Source organism: Brucella tritici, from assembly GCF_902825325.1.
GTDB lineage: Bacteria > Pseudomonadota > Alphaproteobacteria > Rhizobiales > Rhizobiaceae > Brucella.
The window spans coordinates 133,595-151,053 of record NZ_CADEAR010000011.1 but is presented as its reverse complement, the minus strand read 5'-3'; the positions used below and the strand labels follow the sequence as shown (position 1 = coordinate 151,053).

Sequence of the window (17,459 nt, the reverse complement as noted above, 5' to 3'; positions counted from 1 at the left end):
GTGTAGAAAATGTGGAATAAGGCGTCCTGGGTAGGAGAAAAAAACATATACAGGACGTTTAGTAGGGGACATAACTAGTTTGTGGAAGGATGATGCCCTTAGTCTTTTGTCTGAGACAAAAGGGGGTTGCATTCCTCTATACAGCCGTTAGGTGTAAATAGCCGGGAATAAAATGAAGGCGCACGAAATAAAGATGCGTCAAAAAATCCCGGGCGGTAAAATGGGTGGCTTCTCGATGGAATATTTCTTCCAGCAGGTGATCAACGGGCTCGCGCTCGGCTCGATCTATGGCCTGATCGCCATCGGCTACACGATGGTCTACGGCATTATCGGCATGATCAACTTTGCTCATGGCGATGTCTTCATGCTCGGTGCCTTCATGGCGCTGATTGTTTTTCTAATCATCACAACCTTCATTGGAGCATTGCCTATTGCGCTGATGCTTCTTCTGATGATGGTCGTCGCCATGTTGCTGACGGGGTTGTGGAGCTGGACGATCGAGCGCGTGGCCTACCGGCCGCTGCGTGGTTCGTTCCGCCTCGCACCGTTGATCACGGCTATCGGCATGTCGATTGCCTTGTCCAACTTCGTCCAGGTGACGCAGGGGCCACGTAACAAGCCGGTGCCTCAGCTTCTGAACGGTTCCTACAATATCCTGGGGACCAATGTGACGATCTCGCTGAAGCAGGTTGTGGTCATCGTGGTGACAGCGGTGCTGCTGACGATCTTCTGGTGTATCGTCAATCGCACCTCGCTCGGTCGTGCGCAGCGTGCCTGTGAGCAGGATCGCAAGATGGCGGCGCTTCTCGGCATCAATGTCGATCGCGTCATTTCGCTCACCTTCGTGATGGGTGCGATGCTCGCGGCGGTGGCCGGTACGCTCTACCTTTCCTTCTATGGCGTGATTTCCTTTGCCGACGGCTTCATCCCCGGCGTCAAGGCGTTCACGGCGGCTGTTCTGGGCGGCATCGGCTCGCTTCCGGGCGCTGTGGTCGGTGGCTTGCTCATCGGTCTCATCGAGGCATTGTGGTCGGCGTATTTCTCGATCGACTACAAGGACGTTGCTGCGTTTTCGATCCTCGCCATCGTGCTGATCTTCATGCCGTCCGGCATTCTTGGCCGTCCTGAAGTCGAAAAGGTTTAATCATGGCTGCACAGTCGAGTTCACGCCCGGATTCCCTTTTTGGCCGGGCCATTCGTGAAGGGTTCTTCGCCGGTCTTCTGGCTCTGGGTCTCTTCTGCCTCATCATCGGTTTCAAGACCGATCAGAACATCAACAACGAACTGGTGCTCGTTCAGCGCTGGGGCACGCTGGCCGTTATGGTCGCACTGGCTGCGGTTGGTCGCTTCCTGTTCGTCGCCTTCCTCCAGCCAACCCTGGAAGCGCGCAAGCTTGCCAAGAGCAAGCAGCCGACCGCCGCGGTCGAAAGCCCGTCTTTCGTGCGCCGCAACTTCTCGCGCCTCGGCGTTGCCTTCCTCTTTGTCTACCCGATCCTGATCGTCGCCTTCCTCGGCTGGCAGGGATCGCTCAAATGGGTCGATAATTTCGGCGTCCAGATCCTCATTTATGTGATGCTGGCCTGGGGCCTCAACATCGTCGTGGGTCTCGCTGGTCTTCTCGATCTGGGTTACGTCGCCTTCTATGCAGTGGGCGCTTATTCCTATGCGCTGCTGTCGGCCTATTTCGGCCTGTCCTTCTGGATGCTGCTGCCAATTGCCGGTATTCTCGCCGCGACCTGGGGTGTTATTCTGGGCTTCCCGGTCCTGCGTCTGCGTGGTGACTATCTCGCCATCGTGACGCTTGCCTTCGGCGAAATCATCCGACTGGTTCTCATCAACTGGACCGATCTCACCCGCGGCACATTCGGCGTTTCCGGCATTGCCAAGGCAACCTTCTTCGGCCTGCCTTTCAATGCCAGCAAGGATGGCTTCGCCGCTCATTTCGGCCTCACCTTCTCGGCGGCGCACTACAAGTTCTTCCTCTATTACGTCATCCTTCTGCTGGCGCTCCTGACGGCCTGGGTCACCATCCGTCTGCGCCGCATGCCGGTTGGCCGCGCATGGGAAGCACTGCGTGAAGATGAAATCGCCTGCCGTTCGCTCGGCATCAACACCACCACGACCAAGCTCACGGCTTTCGCCACGGGCGCGATGTTCGGTGGTTTTGCGGGTTCCTTCTTTGCCGCGCGTCAGGGCTTCGTCAGCCCGGAATCCTTCGTGTTCCTCGAATCCGCCGTCATTCTGGCCATCGTCGTTCTGGGTGGCATGGGCTCGCTGGTCGGCATCGCCATTGCCGCGATCGTCATGATCGGCGGCACGGAAATCCTGCGCGAAATGAGCTTCCTGAAAGCCATTTTCGGGCCTGATTTCACACCGGAACTCTACCGTATGCTCATCTTCGGCATCGCCATGGTCGTGGTCATGGTCTGGAAGCCGCGTGGTTTCGTCGGAAGTCGAGAACCGAGTGCCTTCCTGCATGAGAAGAAGATGGTGTCGGGTGCCTTTACCAAGGAAGGGCACGGCTGATGGCGGAGATAAGCACTATGTCTGGCACTGCGCCTGATAAAGCCGAATTGGGCAACACTGAAAAAGACACCATCCTGCAGGTCGAGCATCTCTCGATGCGCTTTGGCGGTCTCGTGGCCATCAACGATCTGAGCTTCAACGTGAAGCGTGGGGATATCACAGCGATCATCGGCCCGAACGGTGCAGGCAAGACCACGGTCTTCAATTGTATCACCGGTTTCTACAAGCCGACGGGCGGCATGCTGACGATGAACCGGAAGACGGGCGACAAGTTCCTGCTTGAGCGCCTGCCTGACTTCCAGATCACCAAGCAGGCCAAGGTGGCGCGTACCTTCCAGAACATCCGCCTGTTCTCGGGCCTCACCGTTCTGGAAAACCTGCTGGTCGCGCAGCACAACACGCTCATGCGCTCGTCGGGCTATACGATCCTCGGCCTTCTCGGTCTGCCCGGCTACAAGTCGGCGGCGAAGGACGCGGTTGAAAAGGCGCGTTACTGGCTGGAGAAAATCAACCTGATCGGTCGTGCGGACGATCCGGCGGGCGATCTGCCCTATGGCGATCAGCGCCGTCTGGAAATCGCCCGCGCCATGTGTACCGAGCCGGAAATCCTCTGCCTCGATGAACCGGCCGCTGGTCTCAATCCGCGTGAATCGGCAGAGCTTAACAAGCTCCTGCTCGATATCCGCAAGGAAACAGGCACGTCGATCCTGCTGATCGAACACGACATGTCGGTGGTCATGGAAATCTCCGACCATGTGATCGTGCTGGAATACGGCACCAAGATTTCCGACGGTGCGCCGGAAGAAGTCAAGAACGATCCGCGCGTTATTGCCGCTTATCTCGGCGTCGATGACGAAGAGATTGCCGAGCTTATTGAAGAGGCGGATAAGCCGGGTGTTGCCGATCCGGCGCATCTGGTCGCCGCTCAGCTTGCCGAGGAAGCCATCGAGGAAGAAATTGCCGAAGAGACGGGCGAAGCACCGTCAGGACGCGCTTCTCTCGCCGGTGGCCTGGCCGAAGCACGCGGCGGCAAGGCCGACAATCTGACCCTCATCAAGGGCATCGGCGCGGTCAACGAAACGAAGCTTAACGAACACGGCATCTATCATTTCGATCAGATCGCCGCCTGGACCGAAGCGGATATTGTGGAAGCTGAAACCTATCTGGAATTCGACGGGCGTATCGCGCGCGAAGACTGGGTCGGACAGGCCAAGCAACTCGCCGCCGGTCAGGCGACCGAGTTCTCCGAACGCGTTGAATCAGGCGATGTTCCGACGAGCCATAAGACTGCTCCCGTGAAAGCTGGCAAGAGTGGGGCTGCGAAAAGCAGCGGCGCAAAACGCGCCAAAGCCCCGACAAAAGCTTCTGCCAAGCCGAAGAAGGGAGGCGAATGATGCAGGCTGAAACCATGCAGAAAAAGCAACCGCTTCTGGCCGTCGAGAAGGTCGAGACCTATTACGGCAATATTTGCGCCCTCAAGGGTATCGACCTCACCGTCGACGAGGGCGAGATCGTGGCGCTGATCGGCGCCAACGGCGCCGGTAAATCGACGCTTATGATGACGATCTTCGGTTCACCGAAGGCACGTACCGGCCGTATTCTCTTCAACGGCAAGGATATCACATCCATGCCGCCGCACGAGATTGCCAAGCTGCGCATTGCGCAGTCGCCGGAAGGCCGTCGCATCTTTCCGCGCATGACGGTTCTGGAAAATCTCCAGATGGGCGCAAGCCTCGATAATCAGCAATATTTCGAAGAAGACGTAAAGCTGATGTTCGACCTGTTCCCGCGTCTGAAGGAACGCATCAACCAGCGTGGCGGTACGCTCTCGGGCGGCGAACAGCAGATGCTGGCAATCGCCCGCGCGCTGATGGCGCGTCCGAAGCTTTTGCTTCTCGACGAACCGTCGCTGGGTCTTGCGCCGCTGATCGTGAAGCAGATTTTCGAGGCGATCAAGGAACTGAACCGTACACAGGGACTGACGGTGTTTCTCGTCGAGCAGAACGCATTCGGTGCGTTGAAGCTCGCAGACCGCGGCTATGTGATGGTCAACGGCTCGATCACCATGAGCGGCGCTGGCCGCGAATTGCTGGCCGATCCGGAAGTCCGCGCTGCCTATCTCGAAGGCGGAAGGCACTAGGAGGAAATCATGCAGGGTATTCTCTACGAAGAATCGTCGTTCTGGTTGTTTTTCCTCATCACCTGTCTGCTGGGCGGCTGGGCCGCCTGGATGACGGGGCGTGCCTGTGCTTCGACGTGGCGCACCTATCCGCAGCTTCTGCTCTATCTGATCCCGCTGGGAGCTGCGGTGCGCTTCATCCACTTCGCGCTGTTTGAGGGAACGCTTCTTTCGTTCCACTACTATCTGGTTGATGTAATCGTACTGATGATTATCGGTACGGTTGGTTTCCGCTACACCCGTACCAAGCAAATGGTGCGGCAATATAGCTGGCTTTATGAAAAAGCCTCACCTCTCAGCTGGAAGGCAAAATAATTTTAAAGCTTCGCCGTCATGCGGCGAAGCTTTTTTGTAAGATCACGTTGACAGTAATAAGATTCAGCGTAGATATTGCTGAGTAATCAGCAAGAAAATAAGGCGATGCAAAACATCGTTTCGGGGTAAATACAATGATGGGAGTTCCAACAATGAAGAAATCGCTTTTCGCAGGCGTTGCTCTTGCAGCAGTTATGGCTTTCGGGGGCTCGGCTTGGGCTGACGTTGTTCTGGGTATCGGTGCACCTCTGACCGGTCCGAACGCCGTTTATGGCGCGCAGATCCAGAAGGGCGCGGAAGCCGCAATCAAGGAAGTCAACGATGCGGGTGGCATCAATGGCGAGAAAATCTCGATCTCGCTCGGCGATGACGTTTCGGATCCGAAGCAGGGCATTTCCGTTGCCAACAAATTCGCAGCCGACGGCGTGAAATATGTCATCGGTCACTTCAACTCGGGCGTTTCGATTCCGGCTTCGGAAGTCTATGCCGAAAACGGCATTCTCGAAATCTCGCCCGCCGCGACCAACCCGGTCTATACCGAGCGCCAGCTCTGGAACACGTTCCGCACATGCGGCCGTGACGACCAGCAGGGCATCGTGGCCGGCCAGTACATCTTCGACCATTTCAAGGATGCGAAGATCGCCGTCATTCACGACAAGACCCCTTACGGTCAGGGCCTTGCCGACGAAACCAAGAAGAAGCTCAATGAACTTGGCACCAAGGAAGCCCTTTATGAAGGCGTGAACGTTGGTGAAAAGGACTTCTCCGCTCTGATCGCCAAGCTCAAGCAGGCTGGCGTGACGGTGGTTTACTGGGGTGGCCTGCATCCGGAAGCCGGTCTCATCATCCGTCAGATGGCTGACCAGGGCGTGAAGGCCCAGTTCATCTCTGGTGACGGCATCGTGTCGAACGAACTGGCCTCGATCGCAGGTCCCGCTGTCGAAGGTACGCTGAACACCTTCGGTCCCGATCCGCGCAACAATCCGAACAATGCCGATCTGGTGAAGAAGTTCCGCGACGCCGGTTTCGAACCGGAAGCCTACACGCTCTATTCCTATGCGGCTGTTCAGTCGCTGGCGCAGGCCGCAAAGGCTGCCGGCAGCAACGATCCGCAGGAAATCGCCAAGGCGCTCAAGGAAAAGGGTCCGTTCAAGACTGTGCTTGGCGACCTGTCCTATGACGATAAGGGCGATCCGAAGCTGCCGGGCTACGTCATGTACAAGTGGGAAAAGGGTGCTGACGGGAAATATACTTACATTCAGCAGTAAGTTTTCCTTATATTCTTTCCCGATGAGTTGAGATGCCCGGCTTTGCGCCGGGCATTTTCGTTTTCACGCTTCTGTTCCGCATGAAGTCATGCGGAAAAAGCAGGATATAGACGAAATCATTACTTTACTTCCCCATCGGGCGTGATTGTATCTATCTTGATGATTAGACGTAGAGCGATTCTCTATGCTTAGTGTCGTGTTCTGGTGGGAGGACCAGTTTCAACGCGGGCGGTTTCAAGCCCGAATTGCGTTCATGGGGCTGACGCAATCTCCCATTCGAAGATTAGGGTTTGCGCGTGATGGCTCTGCCGTCGCTGTTGAACCTACAAAATTTGCGGCGATCTGATCCGGTCGGATTGCCGCTCTGAATGAGTGTTTTGATGCGTATCCCGAAACCTTTTCAGGCTTTCGGGCTGCGTTTAGTGGGAGCAACTGAAATGAAGAAATCCTTATTCTGCGGCGTCTGCCTTTCGGCACTGGTTGCGATGGGCGGCGTATCCTTCGCTGACATCCAGCTCGGCGTTGGCGCACCTCTGACCGGCAGCCAGGCGGCTTTCGGCGAGCAGATCAAGCGCGGTGTCGAAGCGGCAGTCGCAGAAGCCAATGCCAAGGGTGGCATGAATGGCGAGCAGATCACCATCGTCTATGGCGATGACGCTGCCGATCCGAAGCAGGGCATTTCTGTTGCGAACAAGTTCGTAGGCGACGGCGTTCAGTTCGTCATTGGTCACTTCAATTCCGGCGTCAGCATTCCGACTTCCGACATCTACGCTGAAAACGGCGTGCTGATGATCGCTCCGGGCACCACGAACCCGACCTTCACCGAGCGCGAACTGTGGAACACCTTCCGCACCTGCCGTCGCGATGACCAGCAGGGCATCGTTGCCGGCAAATATATGGCCGACAATTACAAGGACGGTAAGGTCGCCATCCTTCACGACAAGACCCCTTACGGTCAGGGCCTTGCCGACGAAACCAAGAAGTCGCTCAACGACAATGGCATGAAGGAAACGCTCTACGAAGGTGTGAACCAGGGCGACAAGGATTTCTCCGCACTCATCTCCAAGATGAAGGCTGCTGGCATCACCGCTGTTTACTGGGGCGGCATGCATCCGGAAGCGGGTCTGCTCATCCGTCAGATGGATGATCAGGGCCTCAAGGCACAGTTCATTTCCGGCGATGGTATCGTGTCCAACGAACTCGCCTCGATCGCCGGCGATGCTGTGGGTGGCGTCATGAACACCTTCGGTCCCGATCCGCGCGACGACAAGTCGAATGCGGAACTCATCAAGGCTTTCCGCGACAAGGGCTTTGAGCCTGAAGCCTATACTTTCTATGCCTATGCCGGTGTGCAGTCGCTGGTCAACGCCGCCAATGCTGCCGGAAGCAACGACCCGCAGGAAGTTGCGACTGCGATGAAGGAAAAGGGTCCGTTCAAGACAGTGCTTGGCGACATCTCCTTCGATGCCAAGGGCGATCCAAGCCTTTCGCCTTACGTCATGTTCGAATGGCGCAAGGGTGAAGACGGCAAGTATAATTACTTCCAGAAGTAACGGAGAATTTCCAGCAAAAGCGCGAAGCGGTTTTGCGTTGGATAATGCGAGAACACAGATGCTTAGAGCGGGTCTGATGATTGCTTCATAATAGGAACCGCTCTTGTGCCTGATATATTAGCATAAACTGCTACAAAATTCATCAATCTGCCCGGCGTTTAGTCGGGCATTTTGTTTTTATCTCCCGGTTGCACAGTTTGTTTGCGCTTGTGTCTATTGCAGGTTAAGCAATGGCGCCTTTGTCATTGCAGTTAGGGAGATCTGCCTTGTCTTTCGCCCAAAAGCCTATCCGGAAAATTCTGGTCGCCAACCGATCTGAAATCGCAATTCGCGTATTCCGCGCCGCCAATGAGCTAGGGCTCAAAACGGTGGCCATATGGGCTGAGGAAGACAAACTTTCCCTGCATCGCTTCAAAGCCGATGAAAGCTATCAGGTTGGTCGCGGCCCACATCTGGATCGCGATCTCGGTCCGATTGAAAGCTATCTTTCCATTGATGAGATTATCCGCGTCGCCAAGCTTTCAGGTGCCGATGCGATCCATCCCGGCTACGGCCTTTTGTCGGAGAGCCCGGAATTTGCCGAGGCCTGTGCAGAAAACGGCATTATTTTCATCGGCCCGAAGCCGGAGACCATGCGCCGCCTTGGCAACAAGGTTGCGGCACGCAATCTTGCCATTGAAATCGGCGTACCGGTGGTTCCGGCCACTGACCCGCTTCCTGACGATATGGAGGAAGTAAAGAAGCTTGCGGCAGAAATCGGCTATCCGCTGATGCTGAAGGCGAGCTGGGGCGGTGGCGGTCGCGGTATGCGCGCCATCCGCGCGGAAGCCGATCTTGCCCGCGAAGTGACGGAAGCCAAGCGCGAGGCCAAGGCTGCATTCGGCAAGGATGAAGTTTATCTCGAAAAGCTCATTGAACGCGCGCGCCATGTCGAAGTGCAGATATTGGGTGATACGCATGGCAATGCGGTTCATCTTTTCGAGCGTGACTGCTCGATCCAGCGCCGCAACCAGAAGGTCGTGGAACGGGCGCCGGCGCCTTATCTCAACGACGGGCAGCGTCAGGAGCTGGCTGGCTATGGTTTAAAGATCGCCCATGCCACCGATTATATCGGCGCGGGTACTGTCGAGTTCCTGATGGATGTCGATAGCGGCAAGTTCTATTTCATTGAGGTCAATCCGCGCATTCAGGTTGAGCATACCGTCACCGAGCAGGTGACTGGCATCGATATCGTTAAGGCGCAGATCCATATTCTGGAAGGTTTTGCAATCGGCACACCGGAATCAGGTGTGCCGCTTCAGGAAGATATTCGCCTTAACGGCCATGCGCTTCAGTGCCGTATCACGACGGAAGACCCGGAACAGAACTTCATTCCTGATTACGGACGCATTCAGGCCTATCGCTCGGCATCGGGCTTCGGCATCCGTCTGGACGGCGGTACGGCCTATTCGGGTGCGTTCATCACCCGCTATTACGATCCACTGCTTGTCAAGGTGACCGCTTCAGGCGCAACTCCTCTGGAGGCCATCCGCCGTATGGATCGCGCCCTGCGCGAGTTCCGTATCCGTGGTGTTGCGACGAACCTCACCTTCCTCGAAGCGATTATCAATCATCCGAAGTTTCAGGCCAACGACTATACGACGCGCTTCATCGACACGACACCGGAACTGTTTGAGCAGGTCAAGCGGCAGGATCGTGCTACCAAGCTTCTGACCTATATTGCCGACGTGACGGTCAATGGCCATCCCGAAACCAAGGGGCGTGCAAAGCCGGCTAAGGATGCGGCCAAGCCCCGTGTGCCGTGGTTCGGCGATAAGCCAGTTGTTGATGGCACCAAGCAGCGTCTGGATCAGCTTGGGCCGAAGAAGTTCGCGGAATGGGTGCGCAACGAAAAGCGTGCGCTGATTACCGATACGACCATGCGAGACGGCCATCAGTCGCTTCTGGCGACGCGTATGCGCACTTACGACATTGCCCGCATTGCCAATTCCTATGCGCAGGCACTGCCCAACCTGTTCTCGCTGGAATGCTGGGGCGGTGCGACCTTCGACGTTTCGATGCGCTTCCTCACCGAAGATCCGTGGGAGCGTCTGGCACTGGTGCGTGAAGCTGCGCCAAACCTTCTTCTGCAGATGCTTTTGCGCGGTGCAAACGGCGTCGGTTATAAATCCTATCCCGACAATGTCGTAAAATATTTCGTGCGCGAGGCGGCACGGGGCGGCATTGATCTGTTCCGCGTTTTCGATAGTCTCAACTGGGTCGAGAACATGCGCGTGTCGATGGACGCGGTGCTGGAGGAAAACAAGCTCTGCGAAGCGGCTATCTGCTACACGGGCGATATCCTCAATCCGGAACGCGCCAAATATGATCTCAAATATTACGTTGATCTGGCGAAGGAAGTTGAAAAAGCCGGCGCGCATATCATTGCGGTGAAGGATATGGCGGGGCTTTTGAAGCCTGCCGCAGCCCGCGCCCTGTTCAAGGCGCTGCGCGAGGAAACCGATCTGCCGATCCATTTCCATACGCATGATACGTCGGGCATTTCGGCCGCGACCGTGCTTGCCGCGATTGATGCGGGCGTGGATGTGGTCGATGCGGCGATGGATGCACTGTCCGGCAACACATCGCAGCCTTGCCTCGGCTCCATCGTGGAGGCGCTGCACGGGGCCGAACGTGATCCGGGTCTCGACCCGGATTCGATCCGCCGCATCTCCTTCTATTGGGAGGCCGTGCGCAACCAGTATGCGGCCTTCGAAAGCGACCTCAAGGGACCTGCTTCGGAAGTTTACTTGCATGAAATGCCGGGCGGCCAGTTCACCAACTTGAAGGAGCAGGCCCGCTCTCTGGGACTTGAAACCCGCTGGCACGAGGTGGCGCAAGCCTATGCCGATGTGAACCGCATGTTCGGCGACATCGTCAAGGTCACGCCATCCTCCAAGGTCGTGGGCGACATGGCGCTCATGATGGTCAGTCAGGACCTCACGGTTGCCGACGTCGAAAATCCGGCAAAGGACATTGCTTTCCCGGATTCCGTGGTGTCGATGATGCGTGGTGATCTCGGTCAGCCGCCATCGGGATGGCCGAAGGCGTTGCAGAAGAAAATTCTGAAGGGCGAAGAGCCGTTCACCGTGCGTCCCGGCGCCCTGCTGGAACCTGCCGATCTGAATGCCGAGCGTGAAGGCTTCGAGGAAACGGTCGATCGCAAGATTTCCGATCAGGAATTCGCGTCGGCGCTGATGTATCCGAAGGTGTTCACCGATTATGCTTCCGCGCAGGAAACCTATGGTCCAACAAGCGTTCTGCCGACACCGGTCTATTTCTATGGCCTGAAGCCGGAAGAAGAAGTCTTCGTCGATCTGGAACGCGGCAAGACGCTGGTGATCGTTAATCAGGCGATGAGCGAGACCGACGAGAAGGGCATGGTGACGGTGTTCTTCGAGCTGAATGGCCAGCCACGCCGCATCAAGGTGCCGAACCGTGCCAAAGGCGCTTCCGGCGGTGTCCGCCGCAAGGTGGAAGCCGGAAACGACAAACAGGTCGGCGCGCCGATGCCGGGTGTCGTCTCCACGGTTGCTGTTGCGACTGGCCAGACGGTTACGCAGGGCGACGTGCTGCTTTCTATCGAGGCGATGAAGATGGAAACTGCTATTCATGCCGAGCGCGATGGCAAGATCGCGGAAGTGCTGGTGCGCCCCGGCGAACAGATCGATGCGAAGGATTTGCTTGTCGTCTATTCCGAATAGTTATGGGCTTCAGCCGAGGCGGATCAATCTTCTGATCGCGTTCCAGGTCTCCTTTTCCCTCATCCTGAGGAGCCGTTGAAACGGCGTCTCGAAGGGCGAGGGAAATACACAACGCCTGCCCTCGTCCTTCGACAGGCTCAGGATGAGGGGGAAGCGTAGCGGCCCATCAGACCATAACTGTCGCTTTCGCAGTCGTTAAAAGCATCAGAAACATTAATGCAGTGCCTGTCAAAAGGCACGGCTTTTGTTTGCGCTTGCAGGGCTTCCAAAATCTGCTATGCATGTTTGTACCGATTTATGCATGATTGTGCATGGTGAGAGGGTGACGGTGACAGAACTTCTGCTCCACGAAAGACAGGCGCGCATTCAGGAACTGCTACAACAGTCAGGCCGTGTGCTGGCGGCTGAACTGGCGGAAAGCTTCGGTGTGTCCGAGGATACGATCCGGCGCGATCTGCGCGAGTTGGCGGCGGCGGGGCTTTGCAGACGTGTCTATGGCGGTGCGTTGCGTGCCGTGCCTGAGCCTCCCCCGCTTGCTGAACGGGATTCCGAGCGACCACAGGCGAAGGCCGCACTGGCAGCAGTTCTGGCGGGACTGGTCGAGCCAGGCATGACGGTGTTTCTGGATGCTTCTTCGGTGAACACGGCGCTGGCGCGGCTTTTGGTCGAACGCCGTGAAGCCATCACCGTGGTCACCAATACACCGTCCATCGCTGCCATTCTCATGGGCTCACCGGAGATCGAGCTGATCATGATCGGCGGACCTATCGACCGGCGGGTGAGTGCTGCCGTCGGGGCGCGTGCCTTGCGCGATGCCGAATTGCTGCGCCCCGACCTTTGCGTTTTGGGTGCATGCGGTATTGCTGCCGAAATCGGCGTGACGGCACTGCATCTGGACGATGCGGAATTCAAACGGGTGATTGCCGGGCGCAGCCGGATAGTGGCGCTTGCCATCACCAGTGACAAGCTTGGTACGGTTGCCGCCCATGACGTCGTTTCCTTGGACGATGTCGGTGTCATGGCTGTCGAATATGATGCGGATGAAGCAGCGCTTGCGCCCTATGCGGCTTCAGGTATGAAGATTTTACGTGCGGCAGCGGACCGCAACTGAGGGATAGATGGAACAGGTTTCCGGACGCGAAGATGCGGCGCCTGCGCGTGCGCCGATTATAACCAAAGAGCGGATTGCGGTTGCGCTCCTGTTTCTGATGAACGGCTATATTTTCGGCGGTTGGGCTCCAAAGATCCCGGAATTTGCGGAGCGTCTCGGGCTTGATAGTGCCGGAATGGGACTGATGATCCTCGTCTTCGGCCTTGGTTCCCTGGCTATGATGCCGGTCGCAGGCGCTCTTTCGGCGCATCGCGGTTCGGGCATGGTGGTGCGCATTTTTGCGCTTGCCTTTATTCCGGCCCTATTGGTCATCGCACTGGTGCCGAATGTGATCACGGCTGTGATCGTGATGTTCTATTTCGGCGGAACCATGGCTGCGATGGATGTCTCCATGAATGCCAATGCGGTCGCTGTCGAGAAAAAGATGCGCCGGGCGATCATGTCATCCTGCCATGCTTTCTGGAGCCTTGGCGGCCTGATCGGCGCTGCCACGGGTGGCTTTCTCATCGCGCAATTCGGATCGACTGTTCATGCGCTGGTCACGACGATTGTCGCCGCTATCCTGATCGCCATCGCCTGGCCCTCGATCATCCCGGACACGGAGCATCATCATCCAAGCGGCGAAAAGCAGAAGCTTACCTTGCCACGCAGTCCTCTGCCCTGGCTTGTCGGCGTCATGGCGCTGTTCTCCATGGTGCCGGAAGGAGCGATTCTCGATTGGGGCGCCTATCATATGCGCCAGGATCTGGGCGCTTCCGTTACGGTGGCTGGCTTCGGCTTTGCAGCATTTTCGGGTTCTATGGCGATCATGCGTTTTGCAGGCGATCTGGTTCGCGACCGGTTCGGTGCGGTTAAAACCCTGCGCGCCTGCACGGTCATTGCCATCATCGGCATGCTGATCGTCGGTTTCGGAAACAGCTCAACCACCGCGATTATCGGCTTCGCGATCTGCGGGATCGGCATTTCCAACATGGTGCCGATAGCCTTCTCGATGGCTGGCAACATGCCGGGCGTCAATCCGAGTGTCGGCCTGTCCATCGCGACGACGCTTGGCTATTCCGGCATGTTGGTGGCACCGTCGCTGATCGGTTTCGTTGCCAAGCATAGCGGCTTTGGCGTGGTGTTTCTGGCGCTTCCGGTCTTGCTGCTGGTCGTGTTGGCTTTCTCAAGTCTGGCGCGTTACGCCGACCATAAGCACTGAACTTTCTTATGACGCGCATCCCGAAAACCGGTTCCCACTTTTCGGGATGCGCTACTCTGCCGTCCAGCCGCCATCGACAGGAATGGCAGCGCCGTTGATCTGCGCTGCCGCATCGCCTGCGAGGAAGGCGGCAACAGCGCCAATCTGTGCGGTAGTGACGAATTCCTTCGTCGGCTGCTTGTCGAGCATCACGTCGCGGATCACGGTTTCCCGATCCATGTGATAGGCTTTCATCTGGTCCGGTATCTGCGCCTCGACAAGCGGCGTCAGCACATAGCCGGGGCAGATGGAATTGGCGGTGATCTTTGCTGTTGCAAGTTCCAGCGCCAGCGTTTTGGTGAAGCCGACAATGCCGTGCTTGGCGGCCACATATGCCGACTTGAACGGCGATGCCACGAGGCCATGCGCTGAAGCGATATTGATTATGCGGCCCCAGCCGCTCTTACGCATATGCGGGATCGCGGCAGCAGAGGTGTGAAAGGCCGATGTCAGGTTGATTGCGATGATGCGGTCCCATTGGTCAGGTGGAAACTCTTCGACCGGAGATACATGCTGGATACCGGCATTGTTGACGAGAATGTCCACGTGGCCGAACTGCTTCACCGTTTCTGCGATGAGCTCGCGGCATTGGTCGGCCTTCGACATATCGGCCGCTATATAGACCACGCTGACACCATGTTCTTCGCTGAGCTTGGCCGCGAGCGCGTGATCCTCGTCACGGTCGGTGAATGAGTTGATCACGACGTTTTGTCCCGCCACCGCCAGCGCATGGGCTATACCGAGGCCGATCCCGGAATTTGATCCGGTGACGATTGCGGTCTTGCGGGCAGTTGCGTCGGTCATGGGCAGGATCCTCCTTGTGGTCACGACATAATGAGAGGGCGACATTGCGTCGGCAAGCGATTATATAAAGCGAAAGCCGGATATACGCAGACCCAGATAAATGTGGGCGTTGACAATCGCGTCGCGCTGCGTCACCTGAAAACAGGTACAGTTAAGAACAGAGCAAAATGTCTTCCGAGACCGTCAGCTATTTTTCGCATCCATTTCCTCGCCGCCAATCGGTTGGCGTCAGTGTCGGTGGCGTTATCGTCGGCGGCAATGCGCCCGTCGTCGTGCAATCAATGACCAACACGGACACGGCGGATGTGGATTCCACGGTCGCGCAGGTGGCTGCACTTCACCGCGCCGGTTCGGAAATCGTGCGCATCACGGTGGATCGCGATGAATCGGCTGCGGCCGTGCCGAAAATTCGCGAACGGCTGGAGCGACTTGGCCATGATGTGCCTCTGGTCGGTGATTTCCATTATATCGGTCATAAGCTGCTCGCCGATCATCCGGCCTGCGCGGAAGCGCTTGCAAAATATCGCATCAATCCGGGCAATGTCGGTTTCAAGGACAAGAAGGACAAGCAGTTCGCCGATATCGTCGAAATGGCGATCCGCTATGACAAACCGGTGCGGATTGGCGTCAATTGGGGATCGCTCGATCAGGAATTGCTGACCACGCTGATGGATCGCAATCAGGACGCTGGCGCGCCATTGAGCGCACAGGAAGTCATGCGCGAGGCCATTGTGCAGTCGGCTCTGATTTCCGCCAATCTTGCCGAAGAGATCGGCCTTGGTCGCGACAAGATCATTCTGTCGGCCAAGGTCAGCCAGGTGCAGGATCTGATCGCCGTCTATACGATGCTGGCGCAGCGTTCCAATCATGCGCTGCATCTGGGTCTTACCGAAGCAGGCATGGGCACCAAGGGTATTGTCGCTTCGTCGGCGGCCATGGGCATTCTGCTGCAGCAGGGCATTGGCGACACGATCCGCATTTCGCTGACCCCGGAACCCGGCGGCGACCGCACGCGAGAAGTGCAGGTGTCGCAGGAGCTTCTGCAGACCATGGGCTTCCGTCAGTTCATCCCTATCGTTGCGGCATGTCCCGGTTGCGGCCGCACGACGTCGACGGTGTTTCAGGAACTGGCGCAGACCATTCAGGACGATATTCGTCGCAACATGCCAGTCTGGCGTGAGAAATATCCCGGTGTGGAAGCGCTGTCGGTGGCCGTGATGGGCTGCATCGTCAACGGTCCGGGCGAATCGAAGCACGCGGATATCGGCATTTCGCTTCCCGGCACGGGCGAAACCCCGTCCGCGCCGGTCTTTGTCGATGGCAAGAAGGTCACGACGCTGCGCGGTCCCGCCATTGCCGAGGACTTCCAGAAGATGGTTGCCGATTACATCGAGAACCGCTTCGGGCTTGAGCAGAAGGTTGCTTCGGGACAGAACTAAGCTGTACAGATGACCGCGCGTGTCGCGGCTTCTGGCGTCGTTTTTAGCGTTGCTGCCCAGAAGATGAGCGTGACAAGGCTGATGCCTGTGCCGAGCAGGCAAACGCCATTCCAGCCTGCATGAGCATAGATCCAGGTTGAAACTGCCGAACCGCTTGCGCTGCCGATGGAATAGAAAACCATGTAGGCGGCGGTGAGCCTGTTTTGTGCGTCCGGTCGCACACGGTAGATCATCGCCTGATTGGTGACGTGGACGGCCTGAAGGCCAAAGTCGAGTATCAGCACGCCTGCGATCAGCCAGAGCAGCGAATGCCCCAGCAGGGCTATCGGTCCCCATGAGAAGAACATCAACAACAAGGCGAAGCCTGTCATGCGCTGGGCATGACCGCGATCCGCCACGCTCCCGGCACGCGATGCGGCGAGCGCTCCGGCTGCACCTGCCAGGCCGAACAGACCGATCTGGGCATGGCTCAGTTCGAAGGGCGGAGCGCTGAGCGGCATGACCAGTGGCGCGAGCAAAGTGGTGATATTGGCGAAGATCAGCATCGCGATGATGGCGCGAATGCGCAGCACTGGCTCGGAACGAAACAGCGTCACGAGCGACAAAATGAGTGCCGGATAGCTGAGGCTTGTCTGCTGTCGTTTCTGGTCTGGGAGGTTGCGCCAGAGCATGAACGCGATCAAAAGCGTGAGAATGGCGGAAACGAAATAGACGCTGCGCCAGCCACCAATGTCGGTGAGGGCGCCAGCTATCGCGCGCGCCAGCAATATACCGAGCACAATGCCACTGGTTACGATGCCGACCACATGGCCGCGTCGCGCCGGTGTTGCGAGGCTGGCCGCGTAGGCGACAAGTGCCTGTGTGACGACGGCGAGTAATCCCATAAAGGCCATGGCGACCAGAAGCACGGTGGTATTGGCCGCAAAACCGATTGCAATCAGGGACAGGACCGACAGAAGAAAATGCGTGATGATGAGTTTGCGCCGGTTGAGCAGATCGCCGAGCGGGACAAGGAATATCAGGCCAATTGCATAACCGAGCTGGCTGGCAGCGACGATGAGGCCTGCTGTAGAACGCTTGAGGCCAAGGTCATCGGCCATCACATCAAGTAGCGGGTGAGCGAAATAGACATTGGCTACCGCCAGTCCGCTTGCAGCCGCAAACAGAAAAAGAGCGGCCGAAGAAAGCAAAGGGCGTGCATCAGGGTTCGCGGACAGCGTTGTTGCCGCGTCGGTTGACGTTTGCATGACGGACTCCTAAAATGGTTTCAAAATGAAACCA

13 protein-coding genes are annotated in these 17,459 nt (G+C 57.3%); 11 read left to right on the top strand and 2 right to left on the bottom strand.

All coding sequences use genetic code 11. The features are described 5' to 3' along the window. Positions 1 to 235: 235 nt before the first annotated feature. The 10 genes from HWX93_RS16800 to HWX93_RS16755 all read left to right on the top strand — a co-directional run bounded on the left by HWX93_RS16800 (position 236) and on the right by HWX93_RS16755 (position 13,896). Positions 236 to 1,144 carry a branched-chain amino acid ABC transporter permease gene (locus HWX93_RS16800; protein WP_176038051.1) on the top strand — a complete coding sequence of 303 codons (909 nt, stop codon included), beginning with the start codon at positions 236 to 238 and terminating at the stop codon, positions 1,142 to 1,144. A gap of 2 nt (positions 1,145 to 1,146) precedes the next feature. Continuing rightward, the gene (gene livM, locus HWX93_RS16795) at positions 1,147 to 2,526 is read left to right on the top strand and encodes a high-affinity branched-chain amino acid ABC transporter permease LivM (RefSeq protein ID WP_109989027.1); all 1,380 of its coding nucleotides are present in this window, start codon (positions 1,147 to 1,149) and stop codon (positions 2,524 to 2,526) included. Next, complete coding sequence (locus HWX93_RS16790; RefSeq protein WP_419191020.1) at positions 2,526 to 3,920, top strand: ATP-binding cassette domain-containing protein; 1,395 nt, start codon at positions 2,526 to 2,528, stop codon at positions 3,918 to 3,920. Before livM ends, HWX93_RS16790 begins: the two co-directional genes overlap by 1 nt. Next, positions 3,920 to 4,666 carry an ABC transporter ATP-binding protein gene (locus tag HWX93_RS16785; protein WP_061347978.1) on the top strand — a complete coding sequence of 249 codons (747 nt, stop codon included), beginning with the start codon at positions 3,920 to 3,922 and terminating at the stop codon, positions 4,664 to 4,666. Before HWX93_RS16790 ends, HWX93_RS16785 begins: the two co-directional genes overlap by 1 nt. A gap of 9 nt (positions 4,667 to 4,675) precedes the next feature. Beyond that, complete coding sequence (locus HWX93_RS16780; protein ID WP_109989025.1) at positions 4,676 to 5,020, top strand: DUF6867 family protein; 345 nt, start codon at positions 4,676 to 4,678, stop codon at positions 5,018 to 5,020. A 152-nt stretch (positions 5,021 to 5,172) separates the two neighbouring features. Beyond that, a complete protein-coding gene (locus tag HWX93_RS16775; RefSeq protein ID WP_109989024.1) occupies positions 5,173 to 6,288 on the top strand; it encodes a branched-chain amino acid ABC transporter substrate-binding protein in 1,116 nt (371 codons plus the stop codon). A 437-nt stretch (positions 6,289 to 6,725) separates the two neighbouring features. Continuing rightward, positions 6,726 to 7,841 carry a branched-chain amino acid ABC transporter substrate-binding protein gene (locus HWX93_RS16770; protein WP_109989023.1) on the top strand — a complete coding sequence of 372 codons (1,116 nt, stop codon included), beginning with the start codon at positions 6,726 to 6,728 and terminating at the stop codon, positions 7,839 to 7,841. Between the two features lie 266 nt (positions 7,842 to 8,107). Next, positions 8,108 to 11,584, top strand: a complete 3,477-nt coding sequence (pyc, locus tag HWX93_RS16765; protein WP_176038019.1) for a pyruvate carboxylase — start codon at positions 8,108 to 8,110, stop codon at positions 11,582 to 11,584. Positions 11,585 to 11,861: 277 nt separating this feature from the next. Continuing rightward, a complete protein-coding gene (locus HWX93_RS16760; RefSeq protein WP_176038018.1) occupies positions 11,862 to 12,695 on the top strand; it encodes a DeoR/GlpR family DNA-binding transcription regulator in 834 nt (277 codons plus the stop codon). A 7-nt stretch (positions 12,696 to 12,702) separates the two neighbouring features. Then, the gene (locus HWX93_RS16755; protein WP_176038017.1) at positions 12,703 to 13,896 is read left to right on the top strand and encodes an MFS transporter; all 1,194 of its coding nucleotides are present in this window, start codon (positions 12,703 to 12,705) and stop codon (positions 13,894 to 13,896) included. Positions 13,897 to 13,947: 51 nt separating this feature from the next. Here the strand turns inward: HWX93_RS16755 and HWX93_RS16750 are convergent, their stop codons facing one another. Beyond that, complete coding sequence (locus HWX93_RS16750; RefSeq protein WP_176038016.1) at positions 13,948 to 14,739, bottom strand: 3-hydroxybutyrate dehydrogenase; 792 nt, start codon at positions 14,737 to 14,739, stop codon at positions 13,948 to 13,950. 167 nt (positions 14,740 to 14,906) lie between these two features. Between HWX93_RS16750 and ispG the strand changes: the two genes are divergently transcribed. Next, positions 14,907 to 16,178 (top strand): flavodoxin-dependent (E)-4-hydroxy-3-methylbut-2-enyl-diphosphate synthase, encoded by a 1,272-nt coding sequence (gene ispG / locus HWX93_RS16745; protein WP_176038015.1) that lies wholly within the window; start codon positions 14,907 to 14,909, stop codon positions 16,176 to 16,178. Here the strand turns inward: ispG and HWX93_RS16740 are convergent. Beyond that, on the bottom strand, positions 16,175 to 17,425 hold the full coding sequence (locus tag HWX93_RS16740) for an MFS transporter (RefSeq protein WP_176038014.1): 1,251 nt from the start codon (positions 17,423 to 17,425) through the stop codon (positions 16,175 to 16,177). The two genes, ispG and HWX93_RS16740, sit on opposite strands and share 4 nt — an antisense overlap. Between the last annotated feature and the right edge of the window lie 34 nt (positions 17,426 to 17,459).